Here is a 21,752-nt window from a genome sequence, read left to right as displayed (position 1 = left end):
GATTTTCAACCCAGTAAAGCATCCCTATAGGGTTCTATGGTCATCAAGAAGCAATGACACCACTCAAATTATCGATCACAAACTCCTGCGCCTTGCGGTTGTAGAGGGTGATATAGTAGCGCTCACCGTCATCTTTTTCTCTTCGCTCCACCGATAAGCCCAGCTTTGTGCCGTCATAGGTTGGGAGCTTGAAGGGTTTGCCGTTCAATTCCTCGATCTTCAGAACATTGATCGACAGCAGCCAGTCTGTGATATCCGTTGCTCTGAGCTTCTTTCGTCGCTCATCGTCCGCCAAACCATTGATCCGTCTTGTGATTTCGGAAACCGGGATCGGCGTATCCGAATACTCAAAACGGCTCAACTGCTCCTCAGAAATATAGAACGGTAATTTGCCTCTTTTTGTGGGGAGATAGCGCTTGACCACCGGGATAAAGGAAGCGCCGTATTGCTTGAGCTTTGTTTCGCCGACGCCGTTGACTGTCAGGAATTCTTCATCGGTTGTCGGCATTTTTGCGCACATATCGCGCAGAGCTGAATCGGAAAAGATCACATATGCCGGCACGCCTCTCTTCGCGGCGATTTCGGCGCGCGTTTTTCTCAGCGCGTTGAACAACTCTCTGTTGTTCGCTTCAAACGCGGTTTCTTCTTCCTTTGACTTTTGGATTACAGCAGAAGTTCGGAGCAGGTCGGTTTGGATCATCATCACCTTTTCCTCTCCCCTGAGCACGCGCCATCCGGCATCCGTCACCTTGATGATCGGATATCCCGCGCCGACATAGCGCACATAATCCATGCGCTCCAGCTCATCGATCATCTCATTGATATACTTTTTCTTCTCGTTCTCCATGATGCCGAAGGTGGAAAGTCGATCAAATCCGAGCGTTCGCACACGATCATTGATCTTTCCTCTCAGCGTATCCGAGATAACTCGCGCACCAAAGCGCTGACCTGTTTTCACGATACAGGACAGGATCTTCTGCGATTCTATTGTAGCGTCAAAGGTCTTCATCTTCGACCGACAATTGGAGCACTTGTCACAGCGATCATCGGCACTGTCACCGAAATAACGCAGCATATGCGCCCTGAGACATTCGCGCGTTTTGCAATACGCGATCATATGACCGAGCCGCTCGATCTCCTTCTTCCTGAAGGCTTCATTCTGCTCATCGCTGAGCTCCGGATTCGGCTCCATATGATCAATGAAATACCATGCGGTTTGAATATCCTGATGCCCAAACAGCAAAATACAATCGGAGTCCTCGCCGTCGCGACCGGCACGACCCGCCTCCTGATAATAGCTCTCCAGATTCTTCGGCATGTTATAGTGGATGACAAAGCGCACATCTGACTTGTCGATACCCATACCGAAGGCATTGGTTGCAACCATGATGCGCTTGCGGTCATAGACAAAATCATCCTGATTCTTGCGGCGTTCTTCATCGCTCAGACCCGCATGATAACGCGTGGCGGAAAAGCCCTTATCGTACAGCAAAGCGCAGACCTTCTCCACGGTCTTACGTGTCGAGCAATAGATGATCCCTGAGTTGTTCATTCGGGAAAACAGCAGATACAAAAGCTGCTTCGATTTCTGCGATGTTCGTATCACCGAGAAAAACAGATTGGGACGATCAAAGCCGGTGGTCACTTCCAGTGGATCGCGCAATCCTAAAATGCGAACGATATCCTGTTTGACTTCCGTTGTTGCCGTTGCGGTAAAAGCGCCGATCGTCGGGTGCTGCGGCAATTCGGCAATGAATTCCGCGATATTCAGATAGCTTGGACGAAAATCCTGTCCCCACTGTGATACACAGTGTGCTTCGTCGACCGCGATCAGCGAAATACGGATGCTTGTCGCCGCACGGATAAAGCGCGATGATTTCAAGCGCTCAGGCGCAACATAGACAATCTTGTACATACCGTTCGCCATGTTACGGAGCGCCTTGTCGAACTGCGCGTCATTCAGGGAGCTGTTTAGATAAGCCGCTTTCACTCCCTGCGCAGTCAAGGCGTTGACCTGATCCTTCATCAGCGAAATCAGCGGAGAAACAACCAGCGCAACGCCGTCCAACAACAACGCGGACACCTGATAACAAAGCGACTTGCCCGCACCCGTCGGCATGATAGCGAGGGCATCTCGTCCGGACAGCAGACTATCAACGACATCTTCCTGCCCGCGACGAAACGAACGATAACCGAAGTACCGCTCCAGCACAGCATATTTGTCTTTTGTATCAGCTTTTTTCGCATGATTCATTTCATCAACTAAAGCACTACGCATTGCCGTCGCCTCCGTCCAATTTCGATAATATGTTTGATGCTATTATACTATCACACCGAACATCTGTTTGTCAATATTGTTTGGTACAAACATGGTAAGCTTATTCTTGCAAACTGTATATTTACCAACTTTACAAAAATCTGTTTTAGGTAAATTTGTAAAGTACAATGGATGATTAACCGATTTAAATCACATGATACTGTCATATTTAAAAAAATATACTGATAATAATTCCCCCTGACACCTTAATAAGATAGAAAAAACCGATGTCGGAGTTTTCTTCCCGACATCGGTTTTCTTCTATTTGGGTCAAATAACGCCACACTCACCTCGATGAAGATACGACTTCATCAACGGTGGGATAACTGATTCCTGACGCATCCTTCAAAATGAACAAACGTGTAAAGAACATCCTACATTCTGCGTCGTTCTCAAACCACTCCGGTCTGACCTCGGCGATCTGATTCAACCCGATTTTGCCGACTGCCTCCAACGCAGCCTGCTTTTGCGTGTAGTCCTCACCTCGCGGCAGGCACCTGACTCCCTCAATTGTATCGTAAGACAAAAACGCTTTATTATAGTCCATCAGAGGGTGCAATCTGACAAGTTTATTATTAGCGTTGTTCACCAAGAAACCCCAGTTGCCCCAATGCCTGTCGGTATTGCCAATCAGGTAATCGATAATATTCATCATGTAGAATTGATAGCTGTCATGCTTCAGGACAAACTCTAGCGGATCCTTATCGTGGTTTTCGCAGTATACAGATACATACTCGAACGGAACAATGCCGTATTCCTCCGACGTAATGATCTTACACTTTGAAACTTCACATCCGGAAAAGCAATCTTTTGAATATGACACATGATCGATATCAAAACAATCAACGATTTTTGACGCTAAAAGCTCAGCCTTGACATCACGCTCATCGCCGTCTTTGAAAAGATAAAAGCCATCCTCGCGGCGTATCCATGCTTTCGGCGCCACTCCTTGTGTTCCGATATCGCCGGCGACATCCTGATCGGAGATCGACTTGGCATTCTGAACCGTGAGTGAAATCCCCCTCAGGCTGACATCTGCGAAAGCGTTGCTCAGCGAATGACGATACAGACTGATTTGCGAGTATTCCAATTCTTCACGATTCATTTTGACCCAGAATACGTCCGTCAAGCTCAGACAATGGTAGGAGATCGAGATCATGGCTCTGTCTTTATCCGTAACAGCCTGCATAGCGCCGATGCTGTTCATGATCTCTTTTGCATATTTGCGATCAAGCGTCAACAAACGGCTCGAGCACCAGTAATAAAAGTTGCTGAGATTGCTTAATCTGGTATCAAGGTCGTCTCCTTTTTCCAAATACAGATTATAGGGCATGAAAGAAGGGAAATAGATAGTGCATCGTCCGTTCTTGTGGATCGTCGCAACACGCCTGTCTTTATGCATGATATATATTCTGCTCCAGTCCTTGATCGAACGACGATTCATCTTTATTCACTTCCTTATCCTATAGATGACTCTTTTTAATTCTTAGTTATTATACCACTATTTGATCAAATTTGTAAAGATGATTCCTTCGAATTTATGCGTACTCAAAAAAATCAAATCAATTATTGTGAGGTCTTTTAGTATCCCTTTGATGAATCGTTTCACCTTCGTCAAAGGTGTCTTCTATTGAATTCACAAGTTTATCTCTGATATAATAATATTCCTGCGCAATAATACTACGAATGGATATCTGTTATCATAAACGATTGAATGAAAATGCACGCATACATCTTTCAATAGTATAAAGACTGTATGCGTGCAATCTTTTGAAAAGCATTAAGATATAGATCTATACTTTTCCTGTTGCTCTACATGATACTTTGAATCGCTTTTCACCGCGAATGATCCTCGATATTATTTTGGATCACTCCGATCGTCAGGCCGGAGATTATGAGGGACGGGCTGAATAGACAAAGTCATCTTGGCCGATATCATATTTTTCAAGCAATGCACGGATAATCTGTACGATATTTGACGCAGAGAAACCCTGACTTACGAGAATCGTTGTACCGTCGATATTGATATATTTCCCGGAAACCTTTGTAGGATCGTAGGAGAACAAAATGTTCTGTGACCATGGCAGAAGCTGCTCATCAAAGCGTGCCATTTGTTCGATCGGGCTCGGATCCATGGCATACAACCGCAGGATCACGGATCGCAGCATCTGTGCGAAGTTCGTTGCGTTCACACGCTCACCCTGTAAAATATAATACTGCGGTTTTTTATTAGTAGCTTCCTGCGGATCTTCACAAGTATATTCATGATACCGCGGGTCTGCAAATGAAATATGGTTTTCGGGCAATACCAAGGGAAATAGCTTTATAATGACACCGGCAAGCCGATCAGCTCGTCTTTCAATTGCCTCTGCATTCCAACACTCGCAGGTCTTGACGTCTTTAAAGAGTTCGACTACCTTTGTGTTCACCTCGGAGAGTAGATCCTTCTTCTCCTCAAACGGTTTATCACCCAACTCGCTGTTGTATCCTGTGAGAGTTAGATTGCCAAGCGTGTGAAGGAGACGGTCGCGATCCGATTCCCAGTTTTCACCCAACATATTTTGCCATGATGTGGAAAGGTTTTTGTTCTGCGGCAAGATATGTTCGATCGTCAGGTTGTCGGTAATCAACTGTTCCTTGCCGCGATTTTCGATCATTACAAGCAAGAAGCGGCAAAGCGCATTCTTACGATAGAGATTCTTCTCTTTCAGCGCCATGAGAAAGGTCATATCATCGGGCATAGCATCCTTTGAGGTCAACTGCAGGAAGAATGAAATTATAGAATCATAGTAATGCTCTTTATTGCTCGCTTTACCGAAAACGCGGGAATACAGTGTTTTATACAGACCGCGCAGGGAGTTAGAGCCTATCTCACAAATCAGCCTGCGGATGCTGTAGTTCAGAAGAAACGCAAGTACCTTCTCAAGCTCAGTAGTATTGATCACACCCTGATCGTAGTCGTCAAACACGCGGAACAGAAAGAGAAATACTGTCGTCTGCTTCAATTTCTGCAGGCTTTTGAGCAGTTCATTGACACGCACACTGTACTTAGGGTTATCGCCATATAAGAACGTATGGAAATAACCTGCATAGTGGAGCAGCTCGCTGAGCATACTCTCATTCGTGTAAAGATTATCATGGTATACTGTCTTGAAAAGATCATAAGCTTCGCTCTCTTTGGCAAATCCCTCTGTCTTGATATTGAGATAATTCAGGAAGAATGTCGTCAGCTGATCCTTACTGACTAACCGCTCGATTTCGAGCCAGTAATCGGTATAGAGGCGCTCCTGCTCAACATCGGTCATCAGTACGAAATTCCTGATCTTATCCGCAAGGCTCAGCGGTACTCCGGTGGAGTTGATGCGCTCGAATATCTCCTGCGCATTATCGTCAGAATCAAGCTTGATCTTTGCGCAAATCAGTTTCTCCATTCCGCGGTAGATATCTTTTACATCTAAATCATCTTCTTCAAGGGTATTGCGGATCAGTTCACAGAAAATCTGATAATTTTCCCATATCTCACCCGTCTTATCCATCTCGTCATAGCGATCTTCCATCAACAGCATCAGCTGATTATTATCCGACTTGATCGGCTTGAGCTTTAGCTTACTCTGGCGATCGATGGAATAAGCGTCGTACTTATCCTGATTGAAGAGCGCCTCGATCATCTTCTCCCTTTTTGAATCGGTATCGGAGAGATCAAGCAGTGCTTTCAAAAGAATATAAATCGTCGTCAGGCGCTGTTGACCATCTATGATGATATGATAATATATTCCATTTACTTCATAAAACTGCGAATATACGACCGAACCGCAGAAGTGGGTCTTATCACTTTTATATGCCTGTACGATATCATGGAACAGATTCTCGCATTGCTCACGTGACCACTCATAGTTGCGCTGATATACCGGAACCGTATACTGGTGCTTATTCGGCTCGATAAAATCATTCATGATTCTTCCCTGTACAATTTGCATCTATTCCACCCGCCTCTGCTGATTCTTTGGAACTATTTGATTTCATTATACATAATAATGACAGCCTTTGCAATAATATGACGAGAATCAGCACTGCATAAAACACTCCCGCAGGTATTTGATCGTGAATGGGATGACAGCGTACTGACTGTTGCGGACGAAATCGACTACTTTCATGAAAAACAGCAGATCAGGAGAAGGCAATTCGCTTTCGGCTCGCACTTGCTACTCGGGCAGGCGCGGCTTTCCTTATCCTTTGCCGTGATCTTTGAGCCGACGTAATAGTACGGATCGTTTTCGCCGTATTGCTTAGGTAGTATTGGATACCGCTCAGGCTGCCAAGTTCCATACCGCCGTCAGAACTTTTTAGCTCGGAACAGTCCCCCATCCCATTCTTTGGATATCAACGCATAATTTGACGTTTTGAAATACCTGTTTTTACCATCCATAATTACCCAGCTTAATAACCAGTCACTGATAACATTGACACAGTGGCAAAAAATTACCATTTCCTTGTTTAACATTAACAAAAGATTGAGGCTTACATAGTGCAGGTTGACGAGGAGGGTAGTAAAAAAGCAAAAATACCTTCTGACGATGTATATCCGCAGCGGGTTATACCACTTGACAATTGATATAACATTTTTTAGTAAGTATAAACTTGTACATACTTACTTGCTCTCTCCTGATTATATCTTTATTATCATACCGGAATTCGCACATGAGATCAGATTTATTCTCATTTTCATTCAGCTTAATCATACAGTGATAAAGATAGCGCCTTATTGCTTAAGCTTCATCTTGCTTTTTGTCTTTAGCTAGTTTGTTAAAACTCAGTAACAAATATGCTATACTGCATATGTAAAATGATTTAGGATTGTTAACTCATGATAGGTTCACTATTTCACACCGTTTACATCTCTGATTTATCAACAATTCTTATTGCTATGCCGATCATTATGATCGCATGGTCGGTTTTCGGTGCTCTTTTTTATCAACGAATGCGGATTATTAGTTCAGTTTTAGCGATCTGTATCATCGCAGTGATTCTTTACTTGACCATCTTTTCCCGAACATCAGGAACAAGAGCGTGTGATTGGATCCCGTTCTCATCGTTTCAAAAAACGCAGGTGCAACCGGAATTATACCGCACAATGCTGATGAACACATTCTTATTTTTCCGTTGGGACTTACATTGCCATTCGTGTTCAAAGGCAGCACAGTGAAGCGGATCCTGTTAGCGATCTTGATTGGTTTCGCTTTGTCAGCAATGATTGAAGCGCTGCAATACTTCTTCTCGCTGGGGCAGTCGGAAGCCGACGACGTGATCTGCAACACCGTCGGTACCGCCTTCGGAAGTTGTTCTTATCTGTTATCGCTTTTATGGCGAAAAATGACACTTAAACTGAGGAAAGAAGTAAAATCTGATGAATGAGATTCAGAATCAGCTGTTACAAATCATAGGCGCGGCATTGTTCGGCAGCAATATCCCTACAATAAAAAAAGACTCTCTTTTACCGCTGATTAAAGAAAGTAATGCTCAGACTGTTTTTCCGCTCCTGTTCTCCGCTGAGCATTACGCAAAATGCAGCGATGATTTCTTCCGCTATGTTCTTGCCGGAACGCAGAATTTCTCTGAACATGGAGAACTCCACGAGTTGATGTTAAAAAACCAAACGTCGTATGTTGCAATAAAGGGTTTAGCTTCCGCTATGTACTATCCTGAGCCGTCACTTCGCTCAATGGGCGATGTTGACTTCCTCGTTTTGAAGGATAAAGTTACTGACACGGGAAAGCTCTTAGAAAGTATTGGCTTTGCTGTCGATCACGGTGAAGAGGATGACGGCATCCACATTGCCTATACCCGCCCGCCGATGAGCATCTGGGAGCTGCATTGGAGTATCAACGGTATCCCTAACAATGACGTCGGCAAAAAGATACAAAAAGAAATAGATTCTATAATTGCCACAGCCAAGGAAGCAGCTGTCGACGGCGTGACCTGCCTTGTGCCGGACATCTTCCACCATGGACTGATCATGCTGCTGCATATCGCCTCTCACCTGACCAGCGAAGGCGTCGGTCTGCGCCACCTTTGCGACTGGGTGGTATTTGTCTCCGCATTGAGCGACATAGAGTTTCGAAAGGTTTTTGAAAAGAAGCTGAAGGAATTCGGATTGTGGCGTTTTGCCCAGATATTAGCTTTGCTCGGCATACAGTATCTCGGTGCGCCTAAACGCGTGTGGGCAATCGATTCACTTGAGAGCAGGAAGATCACTCCCGAACAGATCGAAGGGCTGATGAACGATATTCTCAGCGGCGGCAACTTTGGCTTCAAGGATATGAACCGCTACCGCGAGATCAAGTATATCTCCGACCGTGATGAACGCACAGTTGGAAAAAGCAGCCTCTTACACCAAGGTTTCAAGGCTATGACAAGCAAGGTGTATGCAGATTATAAAACAATCGATAAGCATCGCTTTCTCTTGCCTATCGGCTATATCGCCGAGGGCGGCAAGTATATTGGGTTACTCTTGACAGGTCAGCGCAAGTCCTCCGGCACAAAGAAAATGCTTCAGGAAGCCTCGGAAAGAAAAAAGCTGTACAATAGCCTGCATTTGTTTGAATAACGAACGCCGAACACACAAAACGTTTTGGTGATCATTTCCCAAAACTCGTTGTTATCCCCTTGGTTCAACCGAGGGGATTTTCTTCGTAAAACGCCTCGAAAAAACATCGAACAAAACCACTTGTGCTGTAAATATCCGAAAAGGAGGAATTGAACATGGACACCATTTATCACACCACCGAAAGAATTCAGCGCTCATCTGAGGAGCTGCTTCACAACACGCAACTGATGAAGAAGTATCAAGATGAATGTGGTTTTGATCGTTTTGTCAGCACAGTAAGGAAGGGAGCACGCGTTACCTCCAGCATATTTTTTTGTATCGGGAGCTGTTGCTTTCGCTCAAAGAATCTATCTCATCATATAACACATACGATAAAACAACCATCTATGATAGCACATTCAATCTATCATAGGTGGTTGCTTGTGTTTTGTTCTGAATAAGCTATCTAACATTCGGCAAACAATCTATTTATATATGGTCTAAATACCGGATCCGAACTAGTCATTTCAATTGTGATAAATGCAATAATAACAAAACCAATCCAAATTGCCGAGAATAGAATTAGATTCTTTTTTACTACTTCTTGGTTTTCCGAAAACACATTATCCTTGTTAAAAATATCATCTATTTCTTCAGGTAGAAATACCCCTACATAGTTGCTACGTAAAGAATAATAGCTCTTTTGTATTCCTTTGACCCTTGATATAGATTGAATCAGCGAAATAAAATAGTATGCAAGTGATCCTAAGAGAATCAACTCCATAATTACAGTGATTTCTCTTGTAAGCAAGTTTTCCAAAGGGTGTTCCGAAACCACGTTCACCAGGATAACAGTTAGAAAAAAGCTAAATATTGCAATTATATTCTTCTTGAAATCATTCAATAATTCATACGCGCTCTCTGTCATTTTGCTCCCGATCGTACTGATAAACTCCGAAACCTTTGTCTTTGCCTCCAAGTATTGTGAGACATTTTCTTTAAGATAAAGCCTGTAACTTGAAATAATTGAGATGAAAACCGATGAATCAATATCGAGAATACTACAGTATTTACAATGTAGACTAATAATATTTCTAGCAATAACAGCTTTGTCTACAATGTTGCCATCTGTAAAAATCCAAATGTATATATCGTACAGTGTTTTGCTATTGTTTACGTCTTCCAGACGCCTCTCAAAAGTAATACTTCTTTGTCCGTTAATTATACATTTAACGTGAGTATTATCAATAGTTGACGATGATGCAATATAGCAAATGGATAAAATCGTTCTGAGCCTGTTAAAAACTGTTTTATAAGGATTGTTCTTAGTATTATTAATAATATCAAAATCGTCCGGAAGAAGTTTAAAATTACCCGTACTCTGAAAAAAAGAAGAAAGTGAGCATGTTTCAATCCGACTTGCTCTATTAATAGATTCTGCAAAACAAGAGTCGGAATTACTTGTAAACATTACTGTTTTTGTGCTCCAAAAAATACTCTCATCCAAAACATAAACAATAAGAGAATCCCGTTCCTGTAGAAAATTGCTGAAAACAGCCATTATCTCAAATATAGAGTTATCTAATATATCCTCGGTAAAAGCCTTATAATTGTATACAACAAATCGGTTATCGACTATTACTTTTTCAATACTGATTAAAACGTCAAAATCATCATCTTCCTCTGCATGTGAGAGATAGTCGTTATATTCACACTCACTTTTTTTATCACTATCCGACAGAAACAGTACTTCTTCATCTGGATTCGTGATATCAATTTGAACCTTATTTTTAAAACTAATTGCATTGATACAATTAATTAAATCATTGTATACAGGAAGATGGCTTTTTGAAACCGTAATCTCTATTTGGCAAGTTGAGACGCGTTCTGAAAAATTGGTTATATTTGATTGAAAGACGGCTTCGATAAACGATTGTATATCAAACATGAAAGCTCTCCTTAACAAAAGCTATTTAAAACTATCATATGTATCGTCATTTGTAACTTTAATCTTCAAATAACGGACTCCGTTTTCTGCTTGAAAGGCTTTTATAGTTCCCTTTAAATCCGGAATCGAATCGGTAATCTTAACTTCAATTCCGCTTGTAACTTTATATACTTTGCCGATCCTAGCATTGATTGCAGTCGGAATAGAATTAAACTGGTGATCAAAACCTTTTTTGTTTGGCAGATCATACAACTTGTTTCTGTAATCATCTAATCGTTCTTTGTCAAGATCATAAGGAACATAATTCTCCAAAACTGTATCCACCATAGTTCTGTAGTCAATATGCTCATTTCTTTTCATATATGAAATAAAGGCATTTCTTATCACAGTATAGTCTTGCTTTGAAGAACGCTTAATATTACGGTTTAGAAATCCCTCAACAGCCTTAAAAGCATTTACTGTATTTGTCTCGTCATTAATCAGTTCAACTAACTCTAAAAAATCTATACTCCAGTATTTTGCTTTCGTATCTGAGTATATTTTTACATCAAATGTTTCTGCTTCCGGATTGAACAAATCTATCAAACACGATTTCCAAATTGTCTTTTTATCTTTAGAGAATCCAGTTTTAAAACTGTAATCAGAGTCATCAACAAACTCACTGTGTTCAACTTTTGCAATTAAATACTGATCGGTCTGGTTTTCTTGATCAAAAAGAAGCGCTTGAATCAAACTACCTTTACGAACATTAATATTCATTCTACCAACATGGCTTTGGGCTTCTTTTTCTTTTCTAAGCAATCTATCTGCAATTATGTCGTTCTTTATTGCAAATAGTTCCGAGTTGTCTTTATCTTCCAATATCTCAAGAACACATGAAATAACCTCAGTGGAATTAGAGATTGTCTTATATGCTCGCACGTTATTATTACTGTTTATATGAGATATTAACTCCGAAATGTATTCATTAAATGCGTCCGGTGTTTCTCTGGTATATACTCTTTCATTTTCGTAATCAATTATTCTAATTGAATTATTAAGTATTTGCATTTAAACACTCGCTTTCTATTTATTATTTATATCAACTATATGTTTTCCGATTAATAAAGGATAATATTCAGTTATCTAATAAAGGTGATAATCAATGGGAAAAAAGCATCTGATAGGTAATCAACATAATTTACCGTGGGATTTGGGAGATAGTTTAGGAAACGCTTTTGAAGACAGCATTTATACTATTATCACTAACGAACTAAGTATTTACTTTGATTCAGGACTGAGAATAGAACAAACACCAAGAAGTAATGACGGCGGAAAAGATATTGTAATTTCATCTCCTGTGAACATCAAATCGCTTTTGGGAATCTCTCTGCACAAACGTGGAAAGGATTCCATTACAATACACATTGAATGTAAAAGCACGAATTATCCAAATTTAAGATTTGAAAAGATTATTCCCAGCGCGGTTAAAAATAAGCGTAAGAAAATAGACTATTTTATTTTAGTAACAAATTCTGAAATACTTCCGTACACTTATCATCTTGTAAAAGAAGAGCTGGGAGATAATATAGAGTTTATCTTAATTGATCAGTATTTATTGGCAAAAGCCTTAAAAAACAAGCATGATAGCCTGTTTAATAATATACCTTTATACGAAACCGAAAATGATGATTTCTACGGAGAATATCAGATTATTTCAGTTGGAGATGATATTGAAAATAGATATGAAATCTATTTCTTATTCAGAAATTATGGATCCTCCGTTCAGAGTTGCAGTTTAGACTTAGTTTCAGACATAAATTGGATGATTGATGATGATGGCATCCAGTTTATAATTGATCCAAAGAAAAGCTATTCGAGAATGATTTGTGTCACGAGTGAATTTAGAGGCGGACTGGATACATTAGCGTTTAGAATTACAAGAAACGAAAATGAGAGTTTTATTCTTGTTGATGGTACTAAACTAAATGAGTATTTTGAGCCTCCCTTTATTGGAGAACAACACGAGTATATTAAAGAAATTATAAAGAAAAGGATTAATTCTAATTCTGAAAATAAGCTTTACTGCGTTTGGGGTGATTCCGGGGTTGGAAAGACAAGAATAATAAGTGAGATTATAAAAGATATTAAAGGAACAAGTTTTAATATCTTTAAGTGTTCTCTGAAAAAAGATAATAAAACTACTATCGAAAAGATTATTAGGTTTCTAAGAAGTAAAAGCAACAATAATGAAGAATCCGGTACAACAATTGATTCGCTGTCAAATGAAATAATAAACAGTAAAGATACTTACATAAAAAATCTTATCATAATAGATGATTTTCATTATGCTCAAAAGAATTTGATCGTTGAAATCAAAAAACTTGCTGTACATAAAAAGAGTGTTTACATTATAATTTCGGGAAGGACAGATTATGGATTTGGAAATATAGATTATTTGCATTTCGTTAACTGGACAGAGAATAATCTATCTGATGATTGTTTTCATAAAGTTAGACCATTAAAACAAGAAGATACAAGAAAATTAATAATAAGTATTATCAATAATATACCGGATAGTGCATTAAGTGTTTTGCTCGAAAAGAGCATGAATAATCCTCTCTATATAATTCAATATGTTGAATATCTTATAGGCGAAGAACTGGTATATATTAGGAATAAGAATACTGTAGCAATAGAAGATGTTTCATCATTTAGTTCGAAAAAGTATATTCCCCAAGGAATAGAACAGATTTATAAGTGCAGGATAAATCACTTAACAAAGAATAGTAATAACGCTAACAATTATCTTGAATTCTTATATATTCTATCTGTATATGAAGGTGAAATAAATAAGGATACGGCATTAAAACTCTTTGACGAGCAATTTGAAATAATTCCGTACCTGGAAAACAACGGATTCATTATCTTTGAAAATGGTTCCTATAAATATGTACATGAAAGTCTGCTTCTATATATTAAACAACAGATTAATAATAATAATAGAATAAAGAAAAAAATAGCATCCATAATAATATCCAAATTGAATTACTCAGACTGTGATCTTTCAGATTTCTTTATTGGCAGACTTTATCTTTGGAATAAACAGGTATCAGATGCAAAAATAAAATTCCAACCGTTAATTGAATTAATAAAAGGATATCAAGGCTTATCAAATATAAATATTGACATTACCATATATGACTTTCTATACGATGCATATGAGGTATTTAAAAAGGATAGTAAATATATAGAAGAAATTAAGTCAATATTAAATATAAGAATTTATATTACACTTCATTATATGATACCATATAATGCTGCTGAGGAATGCGATTATTGTCTTAAATTAGCAGCTAAATCCAAAGCGCTTAAGGATGATATAAAATTCATTTCATCAATTATGTCTCAAAAAGCTCATGCATTATTAAACTCCGGCAAAAATACTGATGGCAGTCTTGTTTTACATGAGTTACAGTCTATATGGTTTAAATCGAATAATAATCTGGATAACAAAACACTCTTTGATGTTGTAGATAGGCTTTCTGCTATATATATTAAGTTTAATTGCCATGATATAGCTGAAAACTATAACAATATGTCCATCGCTATAGCCAATGATTCTAAACTCTATACTAATCTTGCGATTTCTTATAGAACACGTTCAAAGTTATTCTATTTAAATGACTATCAGAAGTGCAAAAATGCTTTAATTAATGTAGATAAAATAATAGAAAACTATCCATCTCCACGAATAAAATTAAATAATAGTATTTATCATGCCATTCTGGATTTCTCATACAACATGTTCCCATCTTTTGATGAAATAATAAATGATGTAGTCTTGCTTAACCAATATGCCTTGAATAGCGGCTTTAACAGAGCAATAATACAGAGTTTAATGTTGTTATCAGCTATTTTCTTAAAAAGAGGTGACTCAGAAGATATAAACCAAGCGAAAGAGAAAGCAATTGCAGCTATAGATTATAGCATTAAATTTGGAATTCCCAGTTATATGTGGCAACTATATAATTTGCTTGCTATTATATCAGCTAAACAGCAAATTCCTGTTGATGAAACGAGAAAGTATTTTGAAACTGTATACGCTATATTACAACAACAAGGTTTATTATACTTAGGATACAAAAACATATGTTATAGTAATATCTTGGCAATTTGCAATATTGGCTTTTTCTGGAGCAGGCACAACTCGGAACGTGTTTTTATTGAGAAAATTACTAAAATACAGTACTATGGAAAAGATAATATGTCAGAGTATAATAAACTTATCCCCAAAGAAGTTGGCGATAGGCAAATATTGGAATTCTACAAAAAAGCAAAAAGCAGTAAATTCTTTTTCTCTAACGCCTATCAAAATGATTTTTTAAAAGATAATGAAACAGGTTATTTCATTGCTCTAACATAGTTTCTTTTTCTATTATAAAATTACCTAAAACAAGAATATCGATATCTGTTTTTAAAAAGGTGTTTAATGCATCCAAAGGGGATTCCACGATGGGTTCCCCTGCAACATTAAATGAAGTATTGAGAACAATAGGATATCCAGTTTTAGCTTTTATTTCCATTAGTAACGCGTGCAAGAATGGCTCTTTATCCTTTGCAACACTTTGGATTCTAGCTGTATTATCTACGTGTGTAATAGCAGTTAAATCCGATCGATATTCATCTTTTACAGTTGTAGCTAACAGCATATACTCAGACGAATGCTTTAAGTCAAAGTAGTTGTATTGTTCTTCGTCTACAACTGTAGGAGCAAAGGGGCGAAAAGGCTCTCTGTGTTTCACACGATAATTAAGAATATCCTTCATATTCTTGTTAGTTGGATTTGCCAGAATACTTCTATGGCAAAGTGCTCTTGGTCCGATTTCAGATCTTCCTCTGTGAAATGCTATTATTTTACTATCATAGATGTATCCTGCTATTTTCTTAATTAGTTCGCCATCCTCATGTTTTCTATATTTAAGTCTTTTCTCTTTAATTTCTTTTTCAATGTAGCTATCATCATATGATAACCCTAAGTACGGCAGTTCGATTTCAAATTCGGTGTTTGTTCCATACATTTTTGTATAAGCATAGTATGCGCTGCCGAGAGCTTGTCCGTCATCACCCGAAGCCGGCAGGATAAAAACATCGCTTAGATTACACTTTTCAATGATTTTGTGATTTGTCAAGCAGTTCAGAAATAATCCACCGGCAAGGCAGACGTTTTTTATTCCGTATCTTTGTGTATAGTTTTGAATCAAAGAGATAACAGCCTTTTCGATAAGTGCTTGTACGGTAGCAGCGATATTTTCCCTTTCTGAATATAGAAAGTCTTGAAAATCCTTGCCGCTTCGTTGCTGCATAACAAACAAATCTTTAATAATATCTTTATATGTCAATGAAAAACCAAGCGTTTTATAATCTGCGTTGCTTAAATCTACTATAGGTTTTCCATAGGAAGCTAATCCCATTGTTTTTCCTTCTTGCCCAAACCCAAAGCCCAGCAAATGAGTTATTTGAGAGTACTTCCTCGCCAAACTCATTTCGAGATTCTGAACATATTTTGGCATAAATGGAATAAGGTGATTGATAGGATCTTTCATATGACGAACCGCTAGATTTTGAAGTCGTCTATCAATGCATGAAATATTATTATGACTGGCTAAATATATTGTTTCTGATTCTTGCATTGATTCGGTAAAATCTCCACCACCGTCAAAAACAAATATCATACTTTCATCAAATCCTGATGAATAGTATGTTGAATAAGCATGTGCATCATGATGATGCACAAGAAAAAAAGGTTTATACTCGCATTTGTAATAACTAAAGAACTTGTTTTTATACGTGTTGTATATATCGTCATTTTCGATAGCTACTGCAGATAATCCAACGCAAGAAATATCTGCTATGGTTAAATGGCAGTATTCTAACAAAGCGTCAATTGTTTCAAATGGAATATTTAAGGATTGAGAGTGTTTAATACGATCTATTCTTTCCTGCGATAATGCAGCAATAACTTTTCCGTCTTTTATAAGACATGCGCCTCTGTCATGACCTATATGTATTCCTAATGATAGTTTCATATTTTGCCCCCTAGTCCTGAAGACTTTTTAATATATTCTGCATATAATAAATCGTCTTTCGTTGTGAATTTAAAAATCTTTTTCGAACCATTAGAGATACTAATTGGTATTTTCCTTTTTATATATAATTGAGATATTGTCATTGGCTTTATAAGTTCTTCTTTTGAAAATGAGTTTAGTATGCAATGCATTATAGTTAACTTGCTACCAAATGGACTTTGACCAGTTCTGATTATATCCTTTCCAATACTGTCCGCTAAAAAACCTTTGTTATCTATTATATACATAGTTTCTTCAGAAGGAATCACAGCTAATGCCACTTTGTTTCGTTCGGCTTTATCAATACAATCAATCAGAACTTCATTAGTAACAAAAGGTCGATCAGCGTCATGAACAATAGCTATATCCTCATTTGATGTTTCTAATTAATTGACTATATTGTTTATAGCTTGAGACAACGAATACGTTCTACTTAAGGGTTCACAAGGATAAAGCTTTATTTTATCAAGCTGAGGTTTGGAAAAGTACTTTAGTAATAATTCGTTGGTATATTCTTTCCACACATTTCCAATGACTATGTATACTATATTGAACAAGTTAGAGCATAAGAATGCTTCAACTGTATGAACTAGTATCGGCTTATCATCAAGAATCATATACTGCTTTGGAATGTTTGAATTCATCCTTAATCCTTTTCCGCCTGCCATAATTATGCCATATACCATATCAAACCTCTATATTAGATAACTGAATATTATCCCTCATTTAATCTATATATTCCTATAACAACATTATACTCTATAAAAATGCGTCGATAAATGCATGATATTGCAAAACTTTGGAACATTGATTTATTTAAAGTATACTAAAAATCATATACTCATTTGTAAACTTCGACAATCTATAAATAATTACTCAGCTTGGTGTAGACTAAATCCCAGTTTCATTGCATAATTATCTTAAATTCATTATTTAGGAGATTTGATATGGAACCTTTCGAAAATAACAATCAAATGATAGATGATTATATATGCTTTTGTCATAATAGAAAGAATCTTAACAGCAAAACAATTAAGTCTTACCGTATTGATCTTCGGCAGTATAAGAATTACATTGAAAAGAATGATATGGAGTGGCGTGGTAAACAAGCAATAGAGAGTTACATCGAAGAACTACACGACCACTATAAACCTAAGAGTGTAAAAAGAAAGATAGCATCACTCAAAGCTTTTTTTCATTATCTTGAGTTAGAGGATATCATAGAGAATAATCCTTTTCATAAAATTCAAATCAAATATAAAGAGCCTTTTATACTACCAAAAACAATTCCTCTAAATAGTATTAAAGCAATCATATGTTATGCCTATGAACAAATCAAGCTTGCTACTACTGTCTACAGTCAAAAGATTGCTTTAAGAAATGCATTGATTTTGGAATTGTTGTTCGTAACAGGAATGAGGATTTCTGAGCTTTGTTCACTGAATTTGGATCAGATTGATCGTAACGACTACATCATAAGGATAAATGGAAAAGGTTCAAAAGAACGGCTTATTCAGATTTGTAATTCTAAAGTTCAACAATTATTAGATCTTTACATAGACAAAACACAGAATGATAATAATAGATTTTTCTTTGTCAACCGGCGAAACAATCCCCTTTCAGAACAATCTGTGAGATATATGATTAGTAACTATGCTAAGAAAGCCAGAATAACTCAGCATATTACTCCCCATATGTTTCGTCATTCATTTGCTACACTTTTGCTTGAGGAAGGTGTGGATATCCGATATATCCAGCAAATGCTTGGTCACAGTTCTATAACCACGACACAAATATACACCCATACAAGTATAAGCAAACAAAAAATAATACTTGCCACAAAACATCCCAGAAATAAAATGGAAATCCAATAATCCCTTTATTTGAAAACTGAATTCTGCTTGTATATTAATCACTGGATAATAAGTATTATTAAAGAAATCATAAAACCATAACTTATCCTAAAACACAGCTTCGGCGTTATCTTTATAACGCCGAAGCTGTGTTTTTATACCTAAATGGTTTAAATAAAAGATATCACATTTGCTCAAGATACTTGAAAGAATCATCGGACACTATCCGTATACTATTTGCCATAAAATCTTCTTTTGACAACACTACTTCATTTCCGCTAAGTTCCGGAAATACTGTTTTTATCCAAGAATGCACCTCACTTAACGCCTTGTTAAGTTCAGCAAATGACCAAGTCACTTTTGCGTCTTTATATGAAGTGGTAATCAAAGGCAATTGATAGAATGCATCTTTTTTTGCATCGATTATCGATTGATCTACCTTTAGATTCTTTGAGTAATACTCAAAAAACCAGTGATACTTTATCAACATTTGCACTTTAGGATTATTAACATTATAAAATCGTTTTCCAAATGCAAAAAGCTTTGAGTATTCCTCGGTGAAAGAGAGGATTTTTGTAGAATGAGTAAGTATTCTCAATGCCTTCTTCAGCTCAGACCAGTCTTCATCAATTGACACATCGAAATCAGAGAGTATTTCGCAAATTCTCTGAACCAGGTTTTTATGATCTCCGATAGAATAAATGATCTGATAAACAGGCTCTTTTGATTCCGCGTCATTATAAAAGTCTATCTTACTCATATAATGCGATTCTTCCAACAGCTCAATAATAATATTAGAAATATAATCCTGAATAGATTCACAAAATCTGCTACTCCTATCTGTTAATAGACATTTTCCATATTTCCACTTGGACTCCAATTTGATTTCTCCTGTTGAATTATAGTGTGTAGCAACTGATCCTTGAGAGATTGGTAATAATCTGATCTCGCTTTTTTCAGTAGTTTTTTCATAAATCAAAGTCCCCTTCTCATCTATAAAAGGAAAATAAAGATCCTTGAATTCTTCTAAAGGTATATTTTGGGGAGAAAGATGAAACTGTGTTAATAGATAAGTAAGACTTCTCCAGTATAAATAGTTATCATCATCCGGAAGCTCTGAAAAATACTTATTCGCAACATATTCACCCAGTTTATTTAACATCTTTTTCAGTATATTCTTTTCACTGATCATTGAAAACCTAGACACCGAAATACTATTGATGGTATCAGGATAGTTTACCATAATATATGGAGAAGGATATAAGTTGCTTCGAAAATTATATACTATTCTATCAATTCCTTCTGAACCTTTTTCTAAGAGAATCCCTTTATTGTACACATCAATTATTCTGTTGTTTCTCTTTGCTCGCCAAAAATCCTCGTCCCAAAAATGAGATTGTATCCACCTCACCCTTTCTTTGACATTGATGTCAACAACGGACGCCGGCCAACCGGCGGTATTATTCCTTACCTCTGTATTATTGTCCTTTAATACTGCAAAGAACATACAGCCACGAATATTCTCAATACCCAGATCATCTTGTAGATCAACTCGTACAATTTTATAGTACTTATTGAAAGTATCGATATCATATTCATTCACAATCTGCTCAACCGGGAATCTTTCCTCAAGTAGAACAATCTTGTAATCCTCATATTCAGGAAAAACCTTTTGCAGTTTATCTTTATCATATTCCGGTGAAAGCAATACGGTATGTTTGCCTTGTTCATTAACAAATACTGGATAATCAATATATTGTAAAAGCATTTGCAGATAATCTGTGATACTGTACTTCGAGATATCAATATCGTTTTTCTTTAACTGAGCATATAATTGTGCGGCACTGATGTGCAGTTTGATTTCCGTACCGACAGTGCTTTTATAATCAGGGAGTTCCTCAACCCTAAAAGTTCTTTGTATGTCATTGATAATAACGCGCAGTCCCTTCGAACCCTCTTCCATATATGGTTCTCTTTTTGTAATGATCTCCATTTGATCCGCTACAGAAAAGCAGCTTAAAATACCAATGCCGAACTTAGAGATCGAATGCATTTTTAATCCCTTATTCTTAAAATCATTACTCTCATAATAGCTTTTGCCCAATACAGAGAAATAGTTTTTGAGAACATACTCGTTCATTCCGATACCGTCATCTCGGCATATTAAGATATAATCGCTATTAGAATCCTGATTGAATTCCAGATAAATATGACCTATATTATCTCCGCCAACCTTCTTGCGATCCAATATTTCTTTTCTTAACGCAACAGCATCCAAGCTATTCTGGATTAGCTCTCGAACATAAACATAGGGATGCGAATTGTATATTTCATCGCTCAACACATTAAATATTTGCTGCTTATCTAAAGAGAATCCGATATCAATAGGCTTAAAATTTCTCGGTTCGATTCTCCAATCCAGCAGATGTACATCAAACTCACATCTGGGATCGCTCATATTCAATAAAAAGTCAATGCTTTCCTTAAAGTATCTTTCACATAGTTTTTTATAATCCATCAAAGCGGCATATACTTCATGATCGTCTGTGCTCCCGCTGATTCGGAGCACCCTGCCGCTGTCATAATCCGGACAGGTAATCGGATTTAAAGCTCGATGCTTTTTCCATTCCATCTTTGAATACTTGTTTTGGGGATTGACATATTTCCACAAGACATATGGAGTTCTGTCCTGTGCCAAATCAAATAAATCAATCAGTCTGATATAAATTGTCAACGCTTTAACGTTTACTGTTTCGCCATTGACGGAATCATCTTTATAATAACTTTTCGCTTCGGAGATATCGGCAATATCAAGCCAATGACCCACACATATTTTGTCAAGCGCCGACGCTACAGAAGAATCCAAGTTCCAAAAATAATCTCTGATTCTTTTTCCGCTGCGCAGCGCATGCGTTTGACGAATGTATTCCTGCCAAATCTCCAA

Annotated in this window: 11 protein-coding genes and 1 pseudogene; 4 read left to right on the top strand and 8 right to left on the bottom strand. The window is 37.6% G+C overall.

What is annotated here, in order from left to right; all coding sequences use genetic code 11:
• Positions 1-43: 43 nt before the first annotated feature.
• The 3 genes from recQ to JKK62_RS03160 form a co-directional block, all read right to left on the bottom strand.
• Positions 44-2,278, bottom strand: a complete 2,235-nt coding sequence (recQ, locus tag JKK62_RS03170) for a DNA helicase RecQ (protein WP_243411738.1) — start codon at positions 2,276-2,278, stop codon at positions 44-46.
• Positions 2,279-2,603: 325 nt separating this feature from the next.
• Positions 2,604-3,761 carry a hypothetical protein gene (locus JKK62_RS03165; RefSeq protein ID WP_201426956.1) on the bottom strand — a complete coding sequence of 386 codons (1,158 nt, stop codon included), beginning with the start codon at positions 3,759-3,761 and terminating at the stop codon, positions 2,604-2,606.
• A 448-nt stretch (positions 3,762-4,209) separates the two neighbouring features.
• Positions 4,210-6,294 carry a DUF262 domain-containing protein gene (locus JKK62_RS03160; RefSeq protein ID WP_201426955.1) on the bottom strand — a complete coding sequence of 695 codons (2,085 nt, stop codon included), beginning with the start codon at positions 6,292-6,294 and terminating at the stop codon, positions 4,210-4,212.
• 1,096 nt (positions 6,295-7,390) lie between these two features.
• Between JKK62_RS03160 and JKK62_RS03155 the strand changes: the two genes are divergently transcribed.
• Complete coding sequence (locus JKK62_RS03155) at positions 7,391-7,729, top strand: VanZ family protein (RefSeq protein WP_201426954.1); 339 nt, start codon at positions 7,391-7,393, stop codon at positions 7,727-7,729.
• The gene (locus JKK62_RS03150) at positions 7,722-8,921 is read left to right on the top strand and encodes a nucleotidyltransferase family protein (protein WP_201426953.1); all 1,200 of its coding nucleotides are present in this window, start codon (positions 7,722-7,724) and stop codon (positions 8,919-8,921) included. Before JKK62_RS03155 ends, JKK62_RS03150 begins: the two co-directional genes overlap by 8 nt.
• Before the next feature lie 445 nt (positions 8,922-9,366).
• Here JKK62_RS03150 and JKK62_RS03145 read toward each other — a convergent pair whose 3' ends face one another.
• Positions 9,367-10,848, bottom strand: coding sequence for a hypothetical protein (locus JKK62_RS03145; RefSeq protein WP_201426952.1), 1,482 nt, complete (start codon positions 10,846-10,848; stop codon positions 9,367-9,369).
• A gap of 21 nt (positions 10,849-10,869) precedes the next feature.
• Complete coding sequence (locus tag JKK62_RS03140; protein WP_201426951.1) at positions 10,870-11,898, bottom strand: hypothetical protein; 1,029 nt, start codon at positions 11,896-11,898, stop codon at positions 10,870-10,872.
• A 94-nt stretch (positions 11,899-11,992) separates the two neighbouring features.
• On the opposite strand from JKK62_RS03140, the gene JKK62_RS03135 reads away from it, so the two are divergent.
• Complete coding sequence (locus tag JKK62_RS03135; protein ID WP_201426950.1) at positions 11,993-15,253, top strand: ATP-binding protein; 3,261 nt, start codon at positions 11,993-11,995, stop codon at positions 15,251-15,253.
• Here the strand turns inward: JKK62_RS03135 and JKK62_RS03130 are convergent.
• Entirely contained in the window at positions 15,237-16,916 is a 1,680-nt protein-coding gene (locus tag JKK62_RS03130; protein WP_201426949.1) for a carbamoyltransferase family protein, read from the bottom strand. The genes JKK62_RS03135 and JKK62_RS03130 overlap by 17 nt on opposite strands.
• A pseudogene (locus tag JKK62_RS17940) lies at positions 16,913-17,623 on the bottom strand (2-C-methyl-D-erythritol 4-phosphate cytidylyltransferase). The gene JKK62_RS03130 and the pseudogene JKK62_RS17940 overlap by 4 nt, the downstream one beginning before the upstream one ends.
• 279 nt (positions 17,624-17,902) lie before the next feature.
• Here JKK62_RS17940 and JKK62_RS03115 point away from each other — a divergent pair.
• Positions 17,903-18,829 carry a tyrosine-type recombinase/integrase gene (locus JKK62_RS03115; protein ID WP_243411737.1) on the top strand — a complete coding sequence of 309 codons (927 nt, stop codon included), beginning with the start codon at positions 17,903-17,905 and terminating at the stop codon, positions 18,827-18,829.
• Positions 18,830-18,992: 163 nt separating this feature from the next.
• Here JKK62_RS03115 and JKK62_RS03110 read toward each other — a convergent pair whose 3' ends face one another.
• Positions 18,993-21,752: an HD domain-containing protein gene (locus tag JKK62_RS03110; RefSeq protein WP_201426947.1), complete on the bottom strand. Its 2,760-nt coding sequence runs from the start codon at positions 21,750-21,752 to the stop codon at positions 18,993-18,995.

This window comes from Ruminococcus difficilis (genome assembly GCF_016680995.1).
The sequence above is the reverse complement of the archived record's forward strand: the minus strand, read 5'-3'. Positions and strand labels throughout refer to the sequence as shown.